Genomic DNA, 23,344 nt, shown 5'->3' with positions numbered 1-23,344 from the left:
TTACAGACTGATTTTATTATCTTCTTATTTTTTGCGATCCTTCGCATCTTGCTCAACTTCCTGTTTCCATTCCTCTGATATTGGTGCAGCATTCTGTTTGGCTTCTACGGCTTTATTGACCGCTTTATATGCCTTATCGTAGCCTGTGCCATCTTGAACATAACCTGTGGCATTAGAACTCTTAATACCGATATTATCCGCAGCCGTAATTGCATCAATATTGGCACCTAAGAAAATAAAGTCCCACTTATCTTCAACTTCTGCAGATTTAATCATAGATTTAATCTTAGCCTGACTATATTTGGTGCTACTGTTCTCTTCACCATCAGTAATAATCACAAACAAAACATTATTGTTCTTGGTGATTTTTCTATTCTCACGCATTTTCACCATGGTATCGCCAATGGCATCTAATAAAGCGGTATTGCCACCGACAGAATAGTCATCTAGCGTGAGGTTTTTAACTTTATCAATGGGTTCTCTATTGTGTAATAAACTGGTTTTATTATTAAACAACACCGTGGTAATAAAGGTTTTACCCGATTTATTTCTATTTTCTGTCAGTACGCTGTTATATCCACCGACAGTGTCAGATTCAAATCCTGACATAGAACCGCTTTTATCCAAGATAAACACTAAGTCTAATACTTCAGTATCTTTAACGGGTTCAACAATGGATTTAGCGCCAGAGACGCTGGAAAAAAAGAGTAGGAATGCAGCAGATATTGCAGTAAAAAATGAAGTCTTAAATAAATTCATCACTGAGCCTCTTTATAATATTATCCTAACGAAACTATCTCTTAGTTTCCGTGTTTCAACGGGATATCACATAAGATTACTCTGCTTAATTTACAAGCAAATTCTTAATTATAAAGACGTTCAGATAAACTTAATGGAATAGACTTATCTTACCCACACACCATAATTTCTGAGTTTGTTAATTTCTTTAATAAACCCATTCAATTTTATATATTCCTCAGCCACATTACTGGAAGGACTTTCAGTATACGTTTCCACTAACTGAACAGTTAATTGATGATATTGCTTATTCAAGTCTTGATGAATATCGACTTTGTTCGCATTTTTCAGCGTTTCCGTTAGCGCGATAATCTCATTCGCCACCGATTGAACCTGTGGATCACGGAAAGCCGCTTGAGGAATTTGATAACTTAAATGCTGACTAATCGAATTATTCTCTTCATTTTGTGGTGAATTAGGCACTAAATTTTGATCGTGTTCGTTAGCAAAATATTCAATTAACTCTGATTGATCAAAACATTTTGATTTAATATCTTCTTGCTTGTATTGCTTATTTTCTGCCCCCGGCAACGCTTTGCCAATTGGGTAAGTACAACGGAATAAATTGCCATCAATCACCACGGCATTACTGCTTTTAATGGGTAAGCTTAATTCGTGCCCATAAATAGTGACATTTCGCGGCGCTGGCTGATAACCCTTATATTTATCTTGCTCGGTATACACTTCCGAGAACGTGTAATACCCCCCTTGATTAGGGTTTAGGATCCCACCGGAATTATGTTCAAACACCATAAATTTGGTGACATGACCGGCATCATCTTCAAGCGTATGTTCACCGCTAACTAATGATATTGAGCCATACTGGTTAGGTTCGACCTGATAATCTTTACCGTCCACTTTAAAGGAAATCGTGTTTTCTGTCGGATTGCTATAATAAAACTTTCCTTTATTTCCCATAAGTTCGAGATCACCACAGGCAGTAATCAATAGCATTACTGTCGTGAGCAGGCTGACTTTCAATATAGCTTTCATGTATATCCTCAACATATTACACATCAAAAAACAGACCAAAAAATAAACAGTCAAGGGTAGTAATCTTATTCATCTCAATAAAAATAGTTTTACGATTAGTGCTTAATACTTCTTACTTATTGAAAATCAAACAATCATGATGAACTATAAAAAATCTGATATAGAAGTACGCTGTAAAATTAAGATTGATGAGTAGGCGTACGACGTAATGCTCTAAATAATAGCTGAAAAACGGATTCCATCATTGGCGTTAGCGTTTGGTTATTACGCATTAAAGATATTGAGCGCATTAATGCGGGTTGTTGTAGCTGTAAAACTTTTAGTTCCGGATCCCGTAAATGCACCGTGTATAACTGAGGTAAAATGCCAATCGCTAATTTCGATCTTACTAATCCATATAAGGTTTCAATATAATCGACTTGATAACGCGGATTAATATTAAAACGATTACTTTCAATTGTTGCGCTCACTAGTCGATTAATATTTCCTTTCGAAAACATGGCAATATCACGGTTATTTAACAGCTTCCACGGCAGATGAAATGCATTATCTGAAATAAATTCATCACGGTGGATCACCGCCACAAAGGGGTCATCTTGCAAAGGATATAAAGTTAATTCGGCAGGAACGGAGCTATCCAATACACCTACCCCAAAATCAATTTCGTTATTCACTAATTTACTCACTAATGCGTCATTCGTTTGGTCATAGAATTCCACATTCAGCTTAGGAAAATGTTGCTGTAATTGTTCAGGAATAATCGGGAATAATAACGAACTGACAGAAGGAACCAGCCCAATACGCAATGTGCCATCGCCCCCCTCCTCGATAATTTTTTGAATATCACTGAAGCCTCGGTGGGAGACACTTAAAATGCGCTCTGCATGAGGTAAGATTGCGGCGCCTAGCTCCGTCAATGTTACTGACGCTGCCGTACGGTTAATCAACTTACCGCCAATCACAGTTTCAATCTGCCGTATCGCGCTGCTCAATGCAGGCTGACTCACCGCTAAGCGATTTGCGGTTTCGGTAAAATGACGTAGATGCGCAAGAGTCACAAAATATTGCAACTGCTTTAATGTTAATGCCGGAAGGCGCTGCCATGGCTCAGTCATTGTATTTCCTCGCAAATTGGATCGTCATTCTTATCATGATGCGCTTCATTATAACCTCTCTTTATGATTCGATAAATTTTATCATCTTGGCAAACGTTTGCCTTGCTCATAAAGTAGCGGCATAAATCTTTGAGATGGTGTTTTATGAAGCTAACAAATCAAACTCGACGTCGTGCCGTACAAGCCGCAAAAGGCGAAGTGCCTTTTGATCTTTTACTCACCAACGCCAATATTATCGATATGGTCACCGGGGAAATTCGACCTGCGGATATCGGTATTGTTGAAGGACTGATCGCCAGCGTACATCCAACCGGAGGTCGTACTGATAGCCATGAAACCCATAATTTATCGGGAAAATTTATTTCCCCGGGGTTTATTGATACCCACGTTCACTTAGAAAGCTCCCACCTTCCTCCTGTTCGTTATGCTGAAATTGTCCTCACACAAGGCACCACCGCCGTATTTTGGGATCCCCATGAACTTGCCAACGTTTTGGGATTAGATGGCGTACGCTATGCCATTGATGCTAGCCGTAATTTGCCACTTGATGTGATGGTTGCAGCCCCCTCTTCTGTGCCGTCAACTCCCGGTTTAGAAATGTCAGGTGCAGACTTCGCAGGACAAGAGATGTCCACCATGCTGAGCTGGCCAGAAGTACGGGGGGTGGCAGAAGTGATGGACATGTTCGGCGTGCTAAATGGCAGCGAACGTATGGAAGAGATCCTCGATGCTGGATTAAACTCCGGCAAAATCATTGAAGGTCATGCCCGCGGGTTAAAAGGCGCTGATTTACAAGCCTATCTCGCTGCTGGCGTCACTTCAGATCATGAGCTTACTTCAGCGGAAGATGCTCTCGAAAAATTACGTGCTGGGCTAACACTGGAAATTCGTGGCTCTCACCCGTATTTGCTCCCTGAAATTGTGGCCGCATTGCAAACACTGCCTCATTTATCCTCACAAATCACAGTATGCACAGACGATGTTCCGCCAGACATATTGATTGAAAAAGGCGGTGTAATTGCACTGCTGAATTTATTAATTGAGCACGGAATGAAAGCAACCGATGTGTTGCGCTTTGCGACACTCAATGGCGCAATTCGCCTACAGCGCAATGACTTAGGTTTGATAGCCGCAGGTCGTCGCGCCAACTTAGTGATTCTTGATTCACTCGATACCTTAAAAGCTCAGCAAGTTTATGTCGACGGCAAAAAAGTGGCAGAAAATGGGCAACTTATTTCGCCAATTGCCACTGAAAATACGATTTTACCGCCATGCGATACTATGCACCTGACGCCAATCTCCCCCCAAGATTGCCAGCTTCAATTAGCTGACCTGCAAAATGGTACTGCGCGTTTACGCCATATTAGCGGGGCCCGCTTTACTCAGTGGGGAGAGGTCGATGTTCAAGTCGAAAACGGTATCGTGCAACTGCCAGATGAATTTAGTTTGATCCGCGTACAACATCGCCATGGACGCCATGATGCCAAACCACAAATTGCCTTACTAAAAGGATGGGGAGAATTACGAGGCGCCATTGCCACCAGCTATTCCCATGATTCCCATAACCTTGTCGTGCTCGGGCGTGATGCCAACGATATGGCGATGGCAGCCAATCTATTGATTGAAAGCGGTGGCGGTATGGCATTAGTTCAAGACGGCAAGATCCTTGCTCATGTGGCCATGCCAATTGCAGGTATGCTATCGGAATTACCTGCACCTGAGCTGGCAGAACAATTTCGCCAACTCAGAGAATTGAGCAGCCAGATTGCTGACTGGGAACCTCCGTATCGCGTATTCAAAGCCATTGAAGGTACTTGCCTTGCTTGTAATGCAGGCCCTCATTTAACCGATTTAGGACTGACTTGCGGTACCACTCGCCAGATAGTTGATGCCGTCTTAGAACGTACTGAAAGCGATAACTGCAGTAAAAATACTCATCCAATAAAAAATAATGATAGGAGCGCCAATTAATGGCTAACGATTCTCTTCATCAGCCAACATCAGGGAGTTGGTTAGAAAGGCGTTTTGCGCTGCGTGAGCGTGGTAGTTCAATCAGAACAGAATGCCTTGCGGGAGCCACTGGGTTCCTTGCAGCCGCCTATTTACTCGTGGTCATTCCCGGATTGTTAGCTGCGGGTGGCATGGATAAAGGCGCTGCTACCACAGGGACCATTATTGTCTTTGTGCTTGCTAGCCTATTAATGGCGTTCTACGCCAACCTGCCTTTTATTGTGGGTCCCGGTATTGGTGGCTCAGTATTAGTGGGGATCACCCTTGCAGGCAGTGAAGGGATTGATTGGCAAATCGGTTTAGGTATCGCCTGCTGGTCTGGAATTCTATTTTTCCTGTTAACCAAATTCGGTTTGCGTGAAGTGGTCACTCGCTCCGTACCACAATCCATCAAATTAGGCTTAACAGCATCTATCGGTCTGTTTGTGGCAGTGTTGGGTTTTCGTAATGCTGGCTTAGTCTTAGCCAACCCAAAAACCAACGCATTAATGCTGGGGGATTTTCTCTCTCCGGGAGCCTTAGTCGCTCTTGCGGGCTTCTTTGTGGCTATCGCATTACAGGCTCGCCGTATTCCTGGTGGGATCTTATGGGCCATTTTGTTCGCTACTATACTGGGCATTCCGTTTGGCGTCACAAAGTTACCCGAAAGCTTTATCGGCATGCCGCATTCTATTGCTCCAGTCTTAGGTCAGGTAGATTTAATTGGCGCCTTAAACATCGCCTTCTTACCTTTCTTATTTGTGTTCTTCGCAGCGGAATTTTTCTCCACCATGGGAACCACACTAGCGGTTGGTGGCGAAGCCGGATTACTGGATAAAGAAGGCAACATGCCGAATATCAATCGCCCGTTTATTGTGGATTCCATCGCAGCAGCGTTAGGTCCAATGGTGGGTATCCCAGCAGCAACCGCATTAATTGAATCTTCAGCAGCCGCTGAAGCGGGTGGTAAAACCGGTATGACCGCATTAGCGGCGGCGTTCATGTTCCTGCTAATGCTACTGTTCACCCCAATCGCGTTAATGATCCCTGCACAAGCCACCGCTCCTGCGTTGATTTTAATTGGCTTAAATATGTTCAGCGGATTACGTAAGGTGGATTTAGCGAACTTTACCGACGGTCTGCCAGTATTAATGATGGTGATGATCACGTTAATCGCGAACAGCTTTGGTACAGGGATTGCAGGTGGGTTACTGTTTTATATCTTAATTAAAGCGGTGGCAGGCAAGTGGCGTGAAATTCCAATCAGTCTGTGGATCCTTGCAGTGCCATTAGTGTATTACTTCTCAACGTTAGTGAAGCACTAAGTCTGCTCCCCTCTTTATTAAAATAGCCTCTACTTGAGGCTATTTTTCTATCTGTTTCTTATTTCTATCTGTTTCTTATTTAAATCCGCATATTAAATCAGTGGTGGAATTTGTGGCTGAATAGGCACTTCGATCACTGTTGGGCCTTGGCGCTTAAATGCCTCACGGCAAGCCGCTTTGACCTCATCCACCGTCGTGGCTTTTAACGCCGTGCAACCATAACCTTTACCCAATGCCACAATATCCAAGTTTGGAATATCCAGCCCAGGGACCCCCGGCGTCTCTTCTAACACCGCGAAAGATTTTAAAATGGCATATTCGCTATTTCGTGGGATCACAAACACAATCGGTAAATTATGTTGTGCAGCGCTCCATAGCCCTTGAATCGAGTATTGCATCGAGCCATCGCCAATAATCGACATCACAGGGCGGTGTCGGCCACTGTCTTTTTCCGCTAAGGCAATTCCCACGCTTGCTGGTAAGTTCCAACCTAATGATCCACTGGCAAAGGTATAGAAAGAATCCGGTGCATCGATTGGCCATTCACGGTGCAACTCGCCAAGGTTTGATGGCGACTCCTCCACTAAAATTGTCTCTTTCGGGGAAACGTCTCTCAGTGCTTTAAACAACTGAGCTGCACTTAATACCGTTGAATTTCCTTTCATCTCTGGTGCAGCAGGATGTGGAGCCATACCATGAGACTGTTTCTCAACCTTATTTTTCGAGGCCGTTCTAGCATTCACTAACGATGTCAGTCCTTCAATGGCCAATACCGCATCACTGAGTAAGCTGTCGCCAACGGGTGCTCTTCCTACCTCGATAGGATCATCGGTAATGTGCAGTAAACGCATTCCATCTGGTAAATAACTTCCTGCTACATAAGGATAATAACGGAAAACAGGCGCCCCAATAATCAACGCCAAGTCATGTCCTTTCAGTTTGTCTGACAGCGGCCCCATAGCAAAAGGCAACCCACCTGCATACAACGGATGAGTTTCAGGGAATGGCGGACGTTCCGATGCTGGCGCCGCCCAAACAGGCACATTTAATTTTTCGGCTAATGCAATGCCCGCGTCCCAGCCTTCCCCCCGCGCAATGGCGGAGCCATAAATTAATACTGGATTTTTGGCGGCATTAAACGCATCAGCAAACGCTTGTAAACGAACAGGGTCATAGCCTATGCGCTGGGAAACTTCACGCACAACCGCCTCTTGGGCAATGGCTGGTTTATCCCAATCATCAAGGGGGATTGATAAGAAAACGGGGCCTGCTGGTGGTTGAAGTGCCATCGCATATGCTCGCATAAACGCGGCAGGGACATCTTCCGCACGCTCAGGCTGATAGCTCCACTTAACCCATGGCTTTGGAAGAGTTTCAGGCTCAATATTGGTTAGCCAAGGCTCCATCAGCAACATTTCACGGGTTTGGTTACCCGCCGTGATAATCAGTGGCGTACGGTTCATATAAGCGGTCAGAATATTACTCATCCCATTACTTAGCCCCGCAGAGGTATGCAGGTTGACCATCGCCACTTTACGCATGCCTTGGGCATAGCCATCTGCGGCTGCAACGGCAGAAGCTTCATGCAATGTTTGGATATAACGAAAATCACTCGGAAAATCTTTTAAGAATGTCTCTTCCGTCGAACCGGGATTCCCAAAAATAGTGGTAATGTTCAATTGACGTAGTAAATCAAAAGTCACTTGGCGAATGGTTTTCTTCATTTAAAATACCCTAATTAAGATACCTGAATTAACGCCCATCATAACCAATCCCTACAATGAAGAATATTGACTCATCCGAGCACTAGGGCATTAAGAAAATCCACTCTATTTTTTAATTATCATTAAATACAATTAGTTAAATAAACATCTTGTTTCGATGATAACAATACAATGGGAATAAATACTGCCCTCTAAGATTTAATCCATATAAAGCATGAAAGGTACTTAAGAATATTGGTCTTTATACTAATTTCAGCCTCAATTTGTCGCGGAAAAAGCAGATTCATCGGCATCAAAACTGGCTAAAACGTGAGTTACGTTGCAATTTCTTAACATTCATTAACAATATAGCGGCTTTTATGCCACCCATCACATTTCCAACAATTACCACAACGTAACACCAGCGCTAGTACTCGAAAAAAGACGATAAAATTATGTCATTTTCCCGCCAGATGAGAGAAATTAAAATACATCACAAAATCAATACAATAACTAATCATTAGTGATTTCATTGATTAAATAACCTTCTAGTAATGACTTAAACCAATCAATAAAAGTACTTTTTTCGAACGATTTACTTAACTAAAAGTTATATCAACCTCAATAAAACTCATTGTTAAACAAAAGTTAAGCAAAGTAACTTCATTTAACACTAATGTTAAATCGCAAAAGTGAATGCTCTGGTAAATAAATGTGAGGTAAAAATAATGACCCTAGATGCCAGCTATACGCTATTGTTTGCATGCTTAGCGCTGCTTATTGGGATGATTGTGGTGAAAATCAGCCCTTTTCTACAGAAAAACCATATTCCTGATGCTGTTGTCGGCGGATTTATTGTTGCTATCGTTTTATTAATTGTTGATAAAGCGGCAGGCTATACTTTCTCGTTTGATACCTCATTACAAAGCACATTGATGATCGCCTTCTTCTCATCAATTGGTTTAAGTTCAGATTTTTCGCGATTAATAAAAGGCGGGAAACCTCTCGTTATTTTAACACTTGCTGTAACCATCTTGATTGTGATCCAAAACGCTGTGGGCATGGGTTTAGCTGTCATGCTAAACGAAAGTCCATTTATCGGTCTGATTGCAGGTTCAATCACCTTAACAGGTGGTCACGGTAACGCCGGTGCTTGGGGCCCTATCCTTGCCGATAAATATGGCGTAACAGGCGCTGTTGAGCTGGCGATGGCGTGTGCGACTATGGGTCTGGTTCTAGGTGGACTAGTCGGGGGGCCAGTTGCGCGCCACTTACTGAAAAAAGTGACCATTCCAAAAGCGACTGAGCAAGAAAAAGAGACCATCCTTGAAGCATTTGAACAACCAACGGTAAAAAGAAAAATCAATGCCAATAACATCATTGAAACCATTTCAATGCTGATTATCTGTATCGTTGCGGGTAGCTATATCAGTGAGTTAGTAAAAGATACGCCAATGCACTTACCGACTTTCGTTTGGTGTTTATTTGTCGGTATCATCATCCGTAACGTCTTAACTCACGTGTTTAAACATGAAGTTTTCGAGCCGACTGTTGACGTTTTAGGTAGCGTGGCGCTCTCGTTATTCCTTGCTATTGCGCTAATGTCATTGAAGTTTGGCCAATTAGCTAGCATGGCGGGTCCAGTATTAATCATTATTGCGGTACAAACCGTTGTGATGGTGTTATTCGCCTGCTTTGTCACCTTCAAGATGATGGGCAGTGACTATGATGCTGTCGTTATCAGTGCGGGTCACTGTGGGTTCGGGATGGGGGCAACACCAACGGCAATCGCTAACATGCAGACCATTACTCGTGCATTCAGCCCATCACACAAAGCCTTCTTAGTGGTACCGATGGTCGGTGCGTTCTTGGTGGATATTACCAACAGTATCATCATCAAGTTATATATTGAATTAGGCGCAGCCATCGCATAATCCTTGATAGCACATGCCGGCTCATAACCAAAAAGTATATGAGCTGGCATTTTTCATTTCTGGTAAGTGACCTCGATATCGGATCCATGGAATTTTTTTCTGTAGAATAAGAAAAAATGCAAAGTATTACCCAGTTCTAACCATGGACGACCAATAATGAAGTTAAGGCACCTTGATATCTTTTATGCTGTGATGACCTGCGGTTCACTCACTCGCGCAGCAGAAGTTCTGCATATTTCCCAGCCAGCGGCGAGTAAAGCCCTCAAACATGCTGAACAGCAATTGGGGCTTGTTTTATTCCAACGGATCCGAGGGAAATTACTGCCAACAGATGAAGCCAATTTATTATTTGAAGAGGCGAAAGAGGTTTATCAGAATTTAGATAGACTCAGAATTTTGGCACAGAATTTATCCAGAAACCCACAAGGGAAATTAGCAATTGGCTGTTTACCTAGCCTTGGTCTTAACCTAGTGCCTGAAGTCACCGCGCTATTTATTAAAAAACACCCGAATATAAAACTCACTATTGGAACCCATCACACCACGGATATTTTGCAATTATTAACCCAGCAAGATCTTGATATCGGTATTGCATTTAATTTAGCGATTGAAGGTGGGATCACCGTATTGCCTGTTGCTGATATTCCACTCGTCTATGTGGATAGCCAGACTCCCGTAAAATCTCCCGTTTCACTGGTGGATATTGACCAAGACCGCTGGATCCACCCAGGCTCCGACTCCCTCTCTCAACTGCTACAGCAAAGACATGAGTTCCAAGAATCCAATATCAGCGTACACACTTACCACATGGCGGCGGAGTTCGTTCGTGCTGGCCTAGGTTGCAGTATTACCGACATTTTTTCTGCAGAACATACCTTGCCAGAATCGATGATCTACCCTCTTAAAGAGAACTTGCATTTAGCCGTATCCGTTTTCCATCGCGCAGATAGACCGCTCACGAAAGCCGCACAAAATTATGTAAACACCTTGTCATTAATACTAAAAAAACGCAACGCAGTAGTTAACCAAAAGTTATACTCCGGTGATGAAAACTCAATTGTTTAGTCTGACTATTCGCCGTTAAATGATAACTCCTACGTTATTATTGGTTGCGGAATATTATGACTAAACATGTGGTAGTGATCGGTGCTGGAGTGATTGGATTAAGTACTGCATATGCTTTAATTAAAGCGGGTCAAACCGTCACATTAATTGAATCTGATTCTGACGTTGGCATGGAAACCAGCTTTGCCAATGGTGGACAATTAAGTTATCGCTATGTTTCGCCACTTGCAGATGCGGGCGTTCCATTACAAGGCTTACGCTGGATGGGTAAAAATGATTCCCCATTAAATTTGAGAATCGATTTTACATTACAGCAGCTTTCTTGGATGACCCAATTCACCTTAGCCTGTAACCGCACAACCAATAAAATTAATGGCGCTCATTTATTACGATTATCACTACTCAGTCAAAATGTCATGAATACTTGGCGGACGAATGGTGATATTGCTGATTTCGCTTGGGAAAAATCAGGAAAGCTAATTATCCATCGCGAGCAATCTAGCTTTAAAAAAGCCAGTGAAACCGTGGATAAGGAATTTCAAAAAGTCCTGAATGCGGATGAAATCGTTGAATTAGAGCCTGCATTAAAGAATATCCAATCACAACTAGTGGGCGCGATTTACGCGCCCGATGATGAAACCGCTGATTGTTATTTATTCTGCAAAAATATTCTGGCTTATTTATCAACACAGCCACAATTTACATTATGCCTAGAGCACTCGGTCAAATCCTTTATTAAACTTGGCAATACCATTACGGGTGTAGAAACAAATCAAGGCACAATTCAAGCGGATGATGTGGTGATTTGCGCAGGCAATGGTAGCCGTGAGTTATTAAAACCCCTTGGCATTGATGTGCCAATTCTCGGTTTAAAAGGCTACAGCCTCAGTGTGGAATACCCACAAATGGCACATATCGTTCCTAAACTTAGCGTAACCGACTATGGCAATAAAATTGTCTACGCCAAACTTAATGACCAATTACGCATCGCGGCTATGGTCGATATTGGTTATGACAAATTTGGATTACGAGAAAACAGAATTTCTGCATTAAAAAACATTATTAGAAAAACATTCCCGGATTTACCTAAAATTGATGAAGCTGAAACATGGTGCGGTTTACGTCCGTCAACACCAAAGGGACCACCAATGTTAGGCAAAACTACACACAGCAACTTATGGCTCAATGTGGGTCACGGCAGTTTAGGTTTTACATTAGCAGCGGGTAGCGCAGAGATATTAACTCAGCTCATTACCCAGCAACGCACCCCTATTTCATTAGAAGGATTAACGAGGTAATTAATGTCCATTAAACGTAATAACCCAAAACCACGCTTAGCAGACAGCGTTGAATATGCTGGATTAGTTTACTTATCTGGACAAGTACCTACAGATTTAACCGGAGACATTACCGCTCAAACCCAAGATGTATTAAACAAAATTGACGCATTATTAGCTGCTAGCAATAGCGATAAAACCCGCATTTTATCAGCTCAAGTGTGGATAAAAGACATGAAGCGTGATTTTGCTGACTTTAATACCGTTTGGGAAAATTGGATGCCAGCTGAATTTAGCCCTGCTCGCGCCGCTGTTGAAGCGAATATGGCACGTGAGCAAGTACTCGTTGAAGTGATGGTGACCGCAGCACAACGCTAATATTCACTTCACCTAGGGCATTCAAAAGATTAAATTTATTCTCTTGAATGCCTTTTTTATCTTTTTTTCTATCCTTTTCGTACATTTCACTACGTCAATATTCTTTTTATTATCATTTCTGATAAAAAAAACACTCCCACATTTGATATTCCAGCTACTATTATCAATATACAAAAATAAAATAATCACCTAAAAATTAAAAATAAATTTATTTTTTATTTTGTTGAATGATTCTAATATGGAGAAATCACATGGTCCAAACCGTTATCGAACATGTTTTATCCAGATTACAAGCACTCGGTATTAATGATATTTTTGGTGTTGCAGGTGATTATGCCTTTCCTATTAATGATGCCGTCTGCGCCTCCCCAAATTTACGTTGGGTAGGAAACTGCAATGAATTAAATGCGGCCTATGCCGCAGATGGTTACGCTCGCGTAAAAGGGTTTGCGGCACTCGCAACAACCTTCGCAGTGGGAGAACTCAGTGCATTAAATGGCATTGCAGGGGCGTATGCAGAAAGATTACCTATTTTTCATTTAGTCGGAATGCCTGCCAGCCATATCCAAAAAAATCAACCTATTATGCACCATACTTTAGGTGATGGTGATTTCGAGGTATTTTATAAAGTTGCTCAATCCTTTTCGTGTGCTCACACGGTTTTGACACCAGAAAACTGTGTCAGTGAAATGACCCGTTTAATCGCTCAGGCATTTGCTCAAAGGCGCCCAGTTTATATTGGCATCCCTGCTGATCATGCTGTGAAACGCATCGTAGTACAGAGTATCAAGCCGTTCACATTACCAAGTAGTCGTCCTGATACCTTAAAAAAAGTCCTCAGTTTGATAGTCAATAAACTCAGCCACAGTGAATCCCCATGCGCCTTACTGGGTTCGCTCATATCACGATTTGACTTAGTCAAAGAAGCAGAAGCACTGATTAAAATCACTCACTTACCTTATGCCACAATGTTTATGGATAAAGGTGTTTTAAATGAAACCCACTCACAATATATAGGTATGTACAGTGGACATTTAATGAACCCAGCCATTGCTGAGTTTATTGAAGGCTGCGATTGTATTCTCAATATTGGCGCGATGATGAGTGATGTAAACACAGGGTGTTTCACTGCAGATCTTGATACAAATAATATGATCCACATAATGGATAATTATGTCGTTATCGATGCAATTCGATATTCCGATGTTTATATTTATGAACTACTTGCTGAACTAAGAGATATTCTGACATTTATTCCGAGCAGCTCAATAAAAGTTCACGGCCTAGGTGAACCAATCAGTAATGCTAACGGAAAAATAACCAGTGATTATTTATACCCGCGATTTGAACAATTTATTAAGCAAAATGACATCGTTATAGCAGACACTGGAACATTTTCCATGGGATTAGGCTTTGCACTTCTTCCTAAAGAAGTGTCTTTTCAAACTCAATCCCTATGGGGTTCGATTGGCTGGGCAACCCCTGCGGCACTAGGTGCAGCACTTGCCGCACCTCATCGCCGCGTGATCCTGGCTACCGGTGAAGGCTCCCATCAATTAACCGCGCAAGAAATTAGCTTATTTGCTCGCTGGGGGCTGAAACCACTTATTTTTGTTCTCAATAATGATGGCTATTTAATTGAACGCCTTTTCTGCCATGAACCCGAGGCCTATTACAACGATATCCACCCTTGGAACTATGCTCAGCTTCCCGCAACCCTTGGATGCAAAAATTGGTATTGTCAGAAAATCACCACTTGCGATGAACTCGATCGAGTTCTCAATACACTCGAAAGAATAGATACTGCCGCCTATATTGAAATCGTCACCGACAGATATGAAACCTCAGATTTGCTGCAAGCAATGGGAAAAATAATCAGGGCAGAAACACCAAAACATCTTAAATAATGACGCTTAGCCCCCTAGGCCACGGTGGCTCACAATCATCAACGATGATCCTCAGCGTCGCCGCCGGCGGATCCACCAAACACCAACAATCACCAAAACAATGATAGCTAGCCAAGAGAGATGCGGGTGAAATGGGAGTGCAAAAACAAGGGAGCTGACAAAGTAGCCGATAGAAACAATCAAACATCCCCAAATTGCGCCACCAAGGATATTTAATACAAAAAATCTGAGTGGATTTACCTTACTAGCACCAATAATAATCGGTCCAACCGTTCTCATTCCATATGCAAAGCGGATCCCAATAATAATCCAATTTTCATGGCGTTGTATTAACTGCTGAACTCGTACAATCTTACCCTGATGTTTTTGAAGTTTAGGCAATACCCGAGCTCCCGCATAACGCCCGACAAAAAAAAGCACATTGTCACTGACGACACCACCAAGCGCAGCAAATAACATCGTCAAAGGATAAGAGAGTAATTGATTATGTGCGGCCACTCCCGATAGAAAAGCTGCCGTTTCCCCTTCAAGCATCGCGCCAAGAAATACAGCCCAATAGCCATATTCCATTAACCACTGAGTTAATACTTCAGACATAAGACTGAGATCCCTTCCTGAACACCTGATAATGGATATCTTTAGACAAAATCTTAACACAGATAAAATTAAATTTTTGTTTGTATTCTTGGTAATTCAATAAGGTGGGAGCCTTGCGGATAAAATGAATGGCGTACAAAAAAACTGCACTTAACGACAACTTAAGTGCAGGGGATCACGACGCATAAAATATAAATATAGACTATTTATTGTATAAGCTAGCATTGATTGAAATATCGTTACCTTCACCTTCAGAGTTCACTGAGGTAATAATAAAGTATTTTGCGCCCGCTTCATCCGCTTTTTGTGAAACTGCATTCACATAATCCGTTGTTGTCGCTGCATTCATTACGATATTAATGTTGCCAACTAATTTCATTTCCATGGACTGAACATAATTAATCTCAGTTGCACTCATCGCAAATGGACTTAAAAACATCAAAGAAACCAATGCTATTTTTAATTTATTCATCAAAATCACCTCTTATTAAAATAACGCTCCCATTGAAATGCATTCTTTTTTAGAGAATAAAATTATGAGCATCGTTAAAAGAATATTATTTACCTGATAATATAAGATTATATTTACCTATTAAAATAAAGAATGTAGCGATGAATATCAAATTTAATATCGTGCGAAACTTAGCATAAATTGCTTTTATTTATGCTATTTCTAACGTTTTAAATCAGTACTAAAAATATGGCTCAGCCTGATGTTAAAACGAATATAACGATGCCACAGACTTACCTAATTTTTTGGCCAGATCGGAAGCGGCGTATCTATCCATAACTATCTCAATATAGGCAGCTGAATCCGTCACTTCAGCGTGTTTAATAGCAGCGTCTAATTCATCGCAAGTGGTGACTTTTTGGCAATACCAATCAGTGCACCCTAATGCCGCTGGCAATTGTGCATAATTCCACGGAGGTAGATCGTTATAATAAGCTTCTGGCTCTTTACATAATAATCGTTCAATTAAATAACCATCGTTATTAAGCACAAAAATAATCGGCTTTAGCCCAAAGCGTGAAAATTGACTAATTTCTTGCGCCGTTAATTGATGTGAACCTTCACCGGTCACTAAAATCACGCGCTTATTGGGTGCAGCTATTGCTGCGCCAAATGCTGCTGGCGTTGCCCAACCAATTGATCCCCATAATGTTTGGTTATGAAACTGAGTATCTTTAGGCAGTAAAGCAAAACCCAAGCCCATTGATGCTGTCCCTGTTTCCGCAATCACAATATCGTCGTCCTTGAACATTTTCTCTAAGCGCGGATACAGATATTGTGCGGTAATTTGACCGTTATCACCTTGTCGAGGCTCACCCAATCCTTGAGCCGCAATACCTTGATGCTTTAACGAAGGCGCTAATATTTGCAGTTTATCCAATACCTCTTTCATCATCACATTTGGGTAAACCGCAGAACCCACTTTCACCTGATCCGCTAAAATATTAATACGTTGCTCAGGGGAGATAGATGCCGTAAAACTGCCTGAGTTAAAATCCGTTAATACCGCGCCAATGCCTAAAATACAGTCGCAGCTTTCAACAAATTCGCCCACTTGGGCATTCATTAATTTGCCATTATAAATTCCCATATACGTCGAGTTGGATTCACTCACAATACTTTTGTCCATAAACATCGTGGCATACGGCAGGCCTGTCTTATCAATAATTGCCTGCACATCATCCGAATAGCCTAAACGCGCCGTCAAAATCCCCGGAATAATACAGGCTTGTTGGCTGGCATTAAGTTTATCTAAAATGGCATTCACTGCGGCATTGAGTGACTGTGTATCACTTTTCTGTGACTCAATTTTTTTATGTTTCCCATTGGCAATGATGGGCATCACCGCGTAATCAGATGGGAAACCCATATAGACGGGGCGACGTTCTTTTAGGGCTGATGCAATTAATCGCTCGGTTTCATCAATGCAATTTTCTGGAGTCAATATCGCATGAGCGCAGCTCAAATGCTGACTCATTTGATAAAACACATCAAAATCACCATTGCCTAAAGTGTGGTGAACAAGACGATGGTTTTTCTGGACACCACTCGCTGGCATGCCCACCAGATGGAAGACAGGTAAATGCTCAGCATAAGACCCCGCAAGACCATTCAACGCACTGAGTTCCCCCACTCCAAATGTTGTCGAAAGTGCGGCAACACCTTTGATTCTTGCGTAACCATCCGCGGCATAAGCGGCATTTAACTCATTACAATTACCAATCCAACGCAATGAGCCACTTTCACAAACGGCATCTTCAATAGGAAAAGCGTAATCCCCTGCGACCCCAAAAATTTCGTTGATACCCAGTGCTTGCAAGCGTTCCAGAACATATTCGATAACCGTTTTCATAATGTAATTCCTAATAATAATTTATGCTGATTATTCAGCTTTGTATTATTACTAGCCCTAATATTGCATTAACGGAAATTATTTATAATCATTATCGCTATAACAAAATGTAATAGAGGTCACGATGGACATTCGAGGATTACGCTATTTTGTCGAAGTAGTACAACAAAATAACTTTAGCCGAGCAGCGGATAAATTATACGTCACCCAGCCAGCAATAAGCCGCAGCATTCAAAAATTAGAACAAGAGCTTGAAGTAACCTTACTGATCCGCGAAACCGACGGCGTGAAACTGACCGATGATGGTGAGATTTTATTCCGCCATGCTCAGCAAATTCTGGCGCAATTCGACAGTCTTAATAACGCATTAAAAGACAAATCAGGCCCACTCACAGGGATCTTGAAGGTCGGTTTACCCCCTGTAATTGCCTCAACCTATTTTGCCGATATCATCATGGCATTTAGTCAGAAATATCCACAAGTCGAATTGCAGATCATTGAATTAAGTTCAAACCATATGATGAATGCCATGCTCAAAGGAGATGTAGAAACGGCAGCGGTAATGTCTCCATTTGATGAACAACGATTTAATTTATATCGATTTGCGACTGACCGATTGATGCTACTCGTGAACGAAAAACACCCATTAGCCACTCAAAATAACGTTAAGTTTTCAGAACTTCTGAATGAACCATTTATCTTTTTTCAAGATAGCTTTCGAATTAATGAACTAGTTGTTAGTGCGTGCGGGATCTATGGCAAAAAACCAATTATTGCAGGACGCAGTGGGCATTTAGATCTTGTGATGGCGATGGTGCGCGCAGGAGTTGGTATCACCTTACTCCCTGAAAGTATGTGGAAAAAGAATCATATTGAGGGGCTTTCCATTATTCCAGTGACGGAGCCTGTTCTAGCCTATGAGCTGGCTCTAGCAACTTTGAAAGAATCCCATCCAAGTCGTCGGGCTACGGCATGGATCGAGTTAGCGCTGGAAATGTTGAATATGCCTCATCATTATGAACAATTATAATGAGTTATAACTGAATAGACACCGACTTGATAGACCCTTTAAGTTAAACAAGCTTGTTTTAGGAAGATATGTTGAGAATAACGCAACATCAGAAATTGAAAGAGAAATGCGAAATTTTATCGGTGCCAGTTAAATAACCGACACCAGAGAAATTAACGCCAGCGTTCTGCCGCCCAGGCGACCTGCTGTTGTGCGTCGTGGAAAGTCCAGGCCACGAAGCGACTGATTTTTTGCCCCTGCGACATTTCAATGGTACGGACTTCGGCCGCACCCACCAGCTTCAACGCATGATAAATCGAAGGCAGGGTCGAGCTTTTAGAAATCAACGAGGTAAACCACAGGCAGTTTTGCGCTAGGCTAACGCTCTCCTCTACCATTTTACGTACAAAGGCTTCTTCACCGCCTTCACACCATAGCTCTTTATTTTTTCCACCAAAGTTCTGTACCGGCGTGTCGGCTACCTCGCCTTTACCCAGCTTGTGCAGTTTGCGGCGGGTGCTGGCTTGCGCTTCCTGTTCAGAGCTATGGAACGGAGGATTACACATTGTGGCATCAAATTTCTCCGCCACACCGATGATACCGTTCAAAATAGATTCAGGTTGTTTTTGCAAACGCAGACGCACGCTGTTTCTCAGCGTCGGATTCATCTCCACGATCATTTTGGCCGCATTGAGCGATGCTGGTTCAACCTCCGAACCAGTAAAACGCCAACCGTATTCACGCAGGCCAATGATCGGATAAATACAGTTGGCACCAACGCCCACATCAAGGATTGCCACGCCTTTACCACGAGGGATCTCACCGCCGTTGCTGGTCGCCAGCAGGTCAGCCAGATGGTGTAAATAGTCGGCACGCCCAGGGATCGGAGGGCACAGATAACCGGCGGGAATGTCCCAGTGTTCGATGCCATAAAAATGTTGCAGCAACGCACGGTTGAGCATTTTAACCGCCGTAGGATCGGCAAAATCTACCGAGATGTCGCCCCAGGCATTCGGTTTGACGAACGGCTCCAGTGCAGGGCAACTGGCGATCAACGCCGGGAAATCATAGCGCGAGCGATGACGGTTACGCGGGTGCAAGCCGCTTTTCTGCTGCGGGAAGGTTTTCTTTTTTTCCACCGTGACGGGCTCTCTTAAAGGTATTTCTGGCGCGTACGATACCATATACCCTAGAGCTTTCAAGTTGCAGCTAACAGCTCGGGATGAAACTGTATTAAGCCTGCATTCAGAGTTGATACCGGAATACCTTGCGCTTTATATTATTTAGCTTCTTTCAGCTCTGGGGTTTCATTCGGCCTATTAGCGTAACTTTCTCAACTCTTTTAACTTAACTCTCGCTTCACTCAATGAGATTTTGAGGTAAATTCCCCGTTATTAGCAGTACAAGTTTTCCCTTAACTGGGCTACTATGAGGGTCGCAAACGCCCTTTCAACTTTCCGCGAATTCCCCCTAACAACAAGATAAAATAGCGTTTACGCCGAAAGTCAAAAGCCCATAAATACATCAAATATTCAACAAGTTAAAAACATGACAGAAAATCAAAGTTTCGAATCCCATACGCCGATGATGCAGCAGTACTTAAAACTCAAAGCACAACATCCCGATATTTTGCTGTTTTATCGTATGGGGGATTTTTACGAACTGTTCTTTGATGATGCTAAAAAAGCCTCTCAGTTACTGGATATTTCTCTCACCAAGCGTGGTCAGTCTGCGGGTCAACCTATCCCGATGGCGGGCGTTCCTCACCATGCAGCCGAAAACTATTTAGCCCGATTGGTACAGATGGGAGAATCTGTCGCCATTTGCGAGCAAATTGGTGATCCTGCCACCAGCAAAGGCCCTGTTGAGCGCCAAGTGGTGCGTATCGTGACACCGGGTACCATCACCGATGAAGCCTTACTCAATGAACGCCAAGACAACTTACTGGCAGCGGTATGGCAAGAGCCTCAAGGCTATGGTTTTGCGACCTTAGATATCGCATCAGGTCGTTTTATCATCAGTGAAATTGATGATGAAGAGTCATTAAAAGCCGAGCTTCAGCGTACCCGCCCAGCGGAATTACTCTATCCTGAAGATTTCGCTAGCATGTCATTGATTGAACTGAATAAAGGCTTACGCCGTCGCCCATTATGGGAATATGAATTAGACACGGCAAAACAGCAATTAAACCTGCAATTTGGCACCAAAGATTTAATCGGGTTTGGCGTTGAAAATGCGCATAAAGCCTTACGTGCTGCGGGTTGTTTGCTGCAATATGTGAAAGATACGCAGCGAACTGCACTGCCGCATATTCGTAGCATTATCATGGAAAAACAACAAGATAATGTAATTTTAGATGCTGCAACTCGCCGAAATTTAGAGCTAACCCAAAACCTTGCTGGGGGCACCGAAAATACCCTTGCCGCGATTTTGGACAAGTGTGTCACCCCAATGGGAAGCCGTATGCTAAAACGCTGGCTTCATACCCCATTGCGTAACCTCACCGTGTTGAACAACCGCCAGCAAGCCATTGGTGCACTGCAACAATACGGCTTTGAGCTACAACCATTCCTTCGCCAGATTGGTGATTTAGAACGAGTGCTCGCTCGTCTCGCATTACGCTCAGCGCGCCCTCGCGACTTAACGCGTATGCGCCATGCATTCCAGCAATATCATGATATTCACCAAATTCTAGCGCAATCAGATTGCGGCTACCTCGGTGCACTAACGCAACGTATTGGTCAATTCGATGAGTTGCAAACCCTACTGGAAAAATCGATTGTCGATGCACCTCCAGTTTTAGTCCGTGATGGCGGCGTCATTGCCCCTGGCTACAACAGCGAACTCGATGAATGGCGCGCATTGGCAGACGGAGCAACAGATTACCTCGATCGCTTAGAAATTCGTGAGCGTGAAAAACTGGGTATCGATACCCTAAAAGTGGGCTATAACGCGGTACATGGTTACTACATTCAAGTGAGTCGTGGACAAAGCCACCTCACGCCAATTCATTATGTTCGTCGCCAAACGCTGAAAAATGCGGAGCGCTACATTATCCCTGAATTGAAAGAGTATGAAGATAAAGTACTGACATCAAAAGGTAAAGCGCTCGCTATCGAAAAAGCCTTGTATGATGAATTGTTCGATATGCTGCTACCGCATTTAGCTGCGTTACAAACCAGTGCCGAAGCGCTGGCTGAGTTGGATGTCCTCTCCACCCTCGCAGAGCGTGCAGACACCCTCGGTTATGCCTGTCCTCAATTAACAGACAAGCCCGGTATTCAAATTACGGAAGGTCGTCATCCAGTTGTCGAGCAAGTGCTTAGTGAGCCTTTTATTTCTAACCCGCTGTCTCTTTCTCCGCAACGCCGCTTGCTGATCATTACAGGCCCCAATATGGGCGGTAAAAGTACCTATATGCGCCAAACTGCCCTGATCACCTTACTGGCTTATATCGGGAGTTTTGTGCCAGCCAGTAAAGCCGTCATTGGGCCTATTGACCGTATTTTTACGCGCGTTGGAGCCTCTGATGACCTCGCTTCAGGACGATCAACCTTCATGGTAGAGATGACTGAAACTGCGAATATTCTGCATAATGCCACTGAACACAGCTTAGTGTTGATGGATGAAATTGGTCGCGGTACATCTACCTATGATGGGCTTTCTTTAGCGTGGGCATGTGCAGAGAACTTAGTCAATCGCATCAAAGCGATGACCTTATTTGCGACTCACTATTTTGAATTAACCACCTTACCGGAAAAATTGGAAGGTGCGGTCAATATTCACCTCGATGCGATTGAACACGGTGATACCATCGCCTTTATGCATAATGTGCAAGACGGTGCGGCAAGCAAGAGTTACGGTTTAGCCGTTGCTTCACTGGCTGGCGTCCCAAAAGAAGTGATCAAACGCGCGAAGCAAAAACTCAAAGAGCTAGAAGTTATCTCCAATAATGCCAATGCGAGTCATGTGGATAGCGCTCAGCTGAGCTTCTTAGGGGCTGTGGAAGAAGAACCATCCCCAGTATTAGCCGCTTTAGAGGAAATCGACCCTGACAAACTAACTCCACGCCAAGCCCTTGATTGGTTATATCGTTTAAAGGAAATGGATAAGTAGCATGGATGAGTACGCTGAATTACTAGCGCCAATTAAACAATTTTTGCAGTGTGAAACGCCCGATGCGTGGATCCACAAAGCCAGTCAACCTGAAAATTTACCAACGATTTTGAAGGATCATCTGCTGTGTGAATTAAAAGCCGCGCAAAGTGCCATGTTTTTAATTCGCAAATATGCAGTGGATAAAGAAAGTGCGGCGATTTTATTAGAGTGGTTCAAACCCTATGAAGCCTTTGCGTATGATCGCATTGGTGATGTTCACACATTGAAAAATAAGAACCAAATCTCAAAACAGATCCTAGCGAAAAAACAGTCTCCATATAGCCAAGATTTGATTGATAAAATGGTGTTGTTAATCAAAGAGGAATTGCACCATTTTTACCAAGTACTAGAAATTATGCATCAACGGAACATTGCGTATGATGGGATCACCGCAGGTCGCTACGCGAAAGGGTTATTCAGTCATTTAGACCCTCATGATCCGAAAACTTTGGTAGATAAGCTCATCATTGGGGCTTATATTGAAGCGCGCTCTTGCGAGCGGTTTGCTAAATTGGCGCCACACTTGGATGAGCAACTTGCCAATTTTTATGCCTCATTACTGCGTTCAGAGGCGCGCCATTATCAGGATTATCTGCAACTTGCTCAGTTGATTAGTAAAACAGATATCACTGAGCGTGTGCGTTTTTATGGGGAAGTTGAGGCTAAGTTGATTTTAATGCCTGACGAAGACTTTAAGTTCCACAGCGGCGTACCGATTAATTAGCTCCACCAA

18 protein-coding genes are annotated in these 23,344 nt (G+C 42.9%); 10 read left to right on the top strand and 8 right to left on the bottom strand.

Annotated features, from left to right (window positions below):
• Window positions 1–24 precede the first annotated feature (24 nt).
• The 3 genes from H0913_RS13960 to H0913_RS13950 all read right to left on the bottom strand — a co-directional run bounded on the left by H0913_RS13960 (window position 25) and on the right by H0913_RS13950 (window position 2,906).
• Window positions 25–759, bottom strand: a complete 735-nt coding sequence (locus H0913_RS13960) for a vWA domain-containing protein (protein ID WP_154602385.1) — start codon at window positions 757–759, stop codon at window positions 25–27.
• 144 nt (window positions 760–903) lie between these two features.
• The gene (locus H0913_RS13955; RefSeq protein ID WP_181477452.1) at window positions 904–1,791 is read right to left on the bottom strand and encodes a hypothetical protein; all 888 of its coding nucleotides are present in this window, start codon (window positions 1,789–1,791) and stop codon (window positions 904–906) included.
• A 179-nt stretch (window positions 1,792–1,970) separates the two neighbouring features.
• Window positions 1,971–2,906 carry a LysR family transcriptional regulator gene (locus H0913_RS13950; RefSeq protein ID WP_154602383.1) on the bottom strand — a complete coding sequence of 312 codons (936 nt, stop codon included), beginning with the start codon at window positions 2,904–2,906 and terminating at the stop codon, window positions 1,971–1,973.
• A 144-nt stretch (window positions 2,907–3,050) separates the two neighbouring features.
• Between H0913_RS13950 and H0913_RS13945 the strand changes: the two genes are divergently transcribed.
• A complete protein-coding gene (locus tag H0913_RS13945; protein WP_181477451.1) occupies window positions 3,051–4,877 on the top strand; it encodes an adenine deaminase in 1,827 nt (608 codons plus the stop codon).
• Entirely contained in the window at window positions 4,877–6,220 is a 1,344-nt protein-coding gene (locus tag H0913_RS13940) for an NCS2 family permease (RefSeq protein WP_154602381.1), read from the top strand. Before H0913_RS13945 ends, H0913_RS13940 begins: the two co-directional genes overlap by 1 nt.
• 92 nt (window positions 6,221–6,312) lie before the next feature.
• On the opposite strand, the gene mdlC is transcribed toward H0913_RS13940, so the two are convergent.
• Entirely contained in the window at window positions 6,313–7,944 is a 1,632-nt protein-coding gene (gene mdlC, locus H0913_RS13935) for a benzoylformate decarboxylase (RefSeq protein WP_181477450.1), read from the bottom strand.
• A 707-nt stretch (window positions 7,945–8,651) separates the two neighbouring features.
• On the opposite strand from mdlC, the gene gltS reads away from it, so the two are divergent.
• The 5 genes from gltS to H0913_RS13910 all read left to right on the top strand — a co-directional run bounded on the left by gltS (window position 8,652) and on the right by H0913_RS13910 (window position 14,484).
• The gene (gene gltS, locus H0913_RS13930; RefSeq protein WP_154602379.1) at window positions 8,652–9,857 is read left to right on the top strand and encodes a sodium/glutamate symporter; all 1,206 of its coding nucleotides are present in this window, start codon (window positions 8,652–8,654) and stop codon (window positions 9,855–9,857) included.
• Between the two features lie 156 nt (window positions 9,858–10,013).
• A complete protein-coding gene (locus tag H0913_RS13925; protein ID WP_154602378.1) occupies window positions 10,014–10,922 on the top strand; it encodes a LysR family transcriptional regulator in 909 nt (302 codons plus the stop codon).
• 56 nt (window positions 10,923–10,978) lie between these two features.
• Entirely contained in the window at window positions 10,979–12,220 is a 1,242-nt protein-coding gene (locus tag H0913_RS13920; RefSeq protein WP_154638851.1) for a D-amino acid dehydrogenase, read from the top strand.
• Between the two features lie 3 nt (window positions 12,221–12,223).
• Complete coding sequence (locus H0913_RS13915) at window positions 12,224–12,577, top strand: RidA family protein (protein ID WP_154602376.1); 354 nt, start codon at window positions 12,224–12,226, stop codon at window positions 12,575–12,577.
• Between the two features lie 251 nt (window positions 12,578–12,828).
• Window positions 12,829–14,484 (top strand): alpha-keto acid decarboxylase family protein, encoded by a 1,656-nt coding sequence (locus tag H0913_RS13910; protein WP_154602375.1) that lies wholly within the window; start codon window positions 12,829–12,831, stop codon window positions 14,482–14,484.
• Window positions 14,485–14,535: 51 nt separating this feature from the next.
• On the opposite strand, the gene H0913_RS13905 is transcribed toward H0913_RS13910, so the two are convergent.
• The 3 genes from H0913_RS13905 to H0913_RS13895 form a co-directional block, all read right to left on the bottom strand.
• Window positions 14,536–15,081 (bottom strand): DedA family protein, encoded by a 546-nt coding sequence (locus H0913_RS13905; RefSeq protein WP_181477449.1) that lies wholly within the window; start codon window positions 15,079–15,081, stop codon window positions 14,536–14,538.
• Between the two features lie 202 nt (window positions 15,082–15,283).
• Complete coding sequence (locus tag H0913_RS13900) at window positions 15,284–15,553, bottom strand: DUF1471 domain-containing protein (RefSeq protein ID WP_108478370.1); 270 nt, start codon at window positions 15,551–15,553, stop codon at window positions 15,284–15,286.
• Window positions 15,554–15,797: 244 nt separating this feature from the next.
• Complete coding sequence (locus tag H0913_RS13895) at window positions 15,798–17,447, bottom strand: alpha-keto acid decarboxylase family protein (RefSeq protein WP_420720250.1); 1,650 nt, start codon at window positions 17,445–17,447, stop codon at window positions 15,798–15,800.
• 121 nt (window positions 17,448–17,568) lie between these two features.
• Here H0913_RS13895 and H0913_RS13890 point away from each other — a divergent pair, with 121 nt between their 5' ends.
• Window positions 17,569–18,474, top strand: coding sequence for a LysR family transcriptional regulator (locus tag H0913_RS13890; RefSeq protein WP_181477447.1), 906 nt, complete (start codon window positions 17,569–17,571; stop codon window positions 18,472–18,474).
• 152 nt (window positions 18,475–18,626) lie between these two features.
• On the opposite strand, the gene rlmF is transcribed toward H0913_RS13890, so the two are convergent.
• The gene (gene rlmF / locus H0913_RS13885) at window positions 18,627–19,592 is read right to left on the bottom strand and encodes a 23S rRNA (adenine(1618)-N(6))-methyltransferase RlmF (protein WP_181477446.1); all 966 of its coding nucleotides are present in this window, start codon (window positions 19,590–19,592) and stop codon (window positions 18,627–18,629) included.
• 409 nt (window positions 19,593–20,001) lie between these two features.
• Between rlmF and mutS the strand changes: the two genes are divergently transcribed.
• On the top strand, window positions 20,002–22,569 hold the full coding sequence (gene mutS / locus H0913_RS13880) for a DNA mismatch repair protein MutS (RefSeq protein WP_181477445.1): 2,568 nt from the start codon (window positions 20,002–20,004) through the stop codon (window positions 22,567–22,569).
• Window position 22,570: 1 nt separating this feature from the next.
• Entirely contained in the window at window positions 22,571–23,335 is a 765-nt protein-coding gene (gene miaE / locus H0913_RS13875; protein WP_154638858.1) for a tRNA isopentenyl-2-thiomethyl-A-37 hydroxylase MiaE, read from the top strand.
• The last annotated feature ends 9 nt before the right edge of the window (window positions 23,336–23,344 follow it).

The organism is Providencia rettgeri (assembly GCF_013702265.1).
GTDB classification, from domain to species: domain Bacteria; phylum Pseudomonadota; class Gammaproteobacteria; order Enterobacterales; family Enterobacteriaceae; genus Providencia; species Providencia zhijiangensis.
The sequence above is the reverse complement of the archived record's forward strand: the minus strand, read 5'-3'. Positions and strand labels throughout refer to the sequence as shown.

Excerpts from the sequence above, each read along its gene's own strand:
- H0913_RS13915 (WP_154602376.1), top strand. The coding sequence starts at position 12,224 with ATGTCCATTAAACGTAATAACCCAAAACCACGCTTAGCAGACAGCGTT.
- H0913_RS13960 (WP_154602385.1), bottom strand. The coding sequence starts at position 759 with ATGAATTTATTTAAGACTTCATTTTTTACTGCAATATCTGCTGCATTC.
- H0913_RS13950 (WP_154602383.1), bottom strand. The coding sequence starts at position 2,906 with ATGACTGAGCCATGGCAGCGCCTTCCGGCATTAACATTAAAGCAGTTG.
- H0913_RS13925 (WP_154602378.1), top strand. The coding sequence starts at position 10,014 with ATGAAGTTAAGGCACCTTGATATCTTTTATGCTGTGATGACCTGCGGT.
- H0913_RS13905 (WP_181477449.1), bottom strand. The coding sequence starts at position 15,081 with ATGTCTGAAGTATTAACTCAGTGGTTAATGGAATATGGCTATTGGGCT.
- miaE (WP_154638858.1), top strand. The coding sequence starts at position 22,571 with ATGGATGAGTACGCTGAATTACTAGCGCCAATTAAACAATTTTTGCAG.
- H0913_RS13945 (WP_181477451.1), top strand. The coding sequence starts at position 3,051 with ATGAAGCTAACAAATCAAACTCGACGTCGTGCCGTACAAGCCGCAAAA.
- mutS (WP_181477445.1), top strand. The coding sequence starts at position 20,002 with ATGACAGAAAATCAAAGTTTCGAATCCCATACGCCGATGATGCAGCAG.
- H0913_RS13890 (WP_181477447.1), top strand. The coding sequence starts at position 17,569 with ATGGACATTCGAGGATTACGCTATTTTGTCGAAGTAGTACAACAAAAT.
- H0913_RS13910 (WP_154602375.1), top strand. The coding sequence starts at position 12,829 with ATGGTCCAAACCGTTATCGAACATGTTTTATCCAGATTACAAGCACTC.
- H0913_RS13940 (WP_154602381.1), top strand. The coding sequence starts at position 4,877 with ATGGCTAACGATTCTCTTCATCAGCCAACATCAGGGAGTTGGTTAGAA.
- H0913_RS13920 (WP_154638851.1), top strand. The coding sequence starts at position 10,979 with ATGACTAAACATGTGGTAGTGATCGGTGCTGGAGTGATTGGATTAAGT.
- gltS (WP_154602379.1), top strand. The coding sequence starts at position 8,652 with ATGACCCTAGATGCCAGCTATACGCTATTGTTTGCATGCTTAGCGCTG.
- mdlC (WP_181477450.1), bottom strand. The coding sequence starts at position 7,944 with ATGAAGAAAACCATTCGCCAAGTGACTTTTGATTTACTACGTCAATTG.
- H0913_RS13955 (WP_181477452.1), bottom strand. The coding sequence starts at position 1,791 with ATGAAAGCTATATTGAAAGTCAGCCTGCTCACGACAGTAATGCTATTG.
- H0913_RS13900 (WP_108478370.1), bottom strand. The coding sequence starts at position 15,553 with ATGAATAAATTAAAAATAGCATTGGTTTCTTTGATGTTTTTAAGTCCA.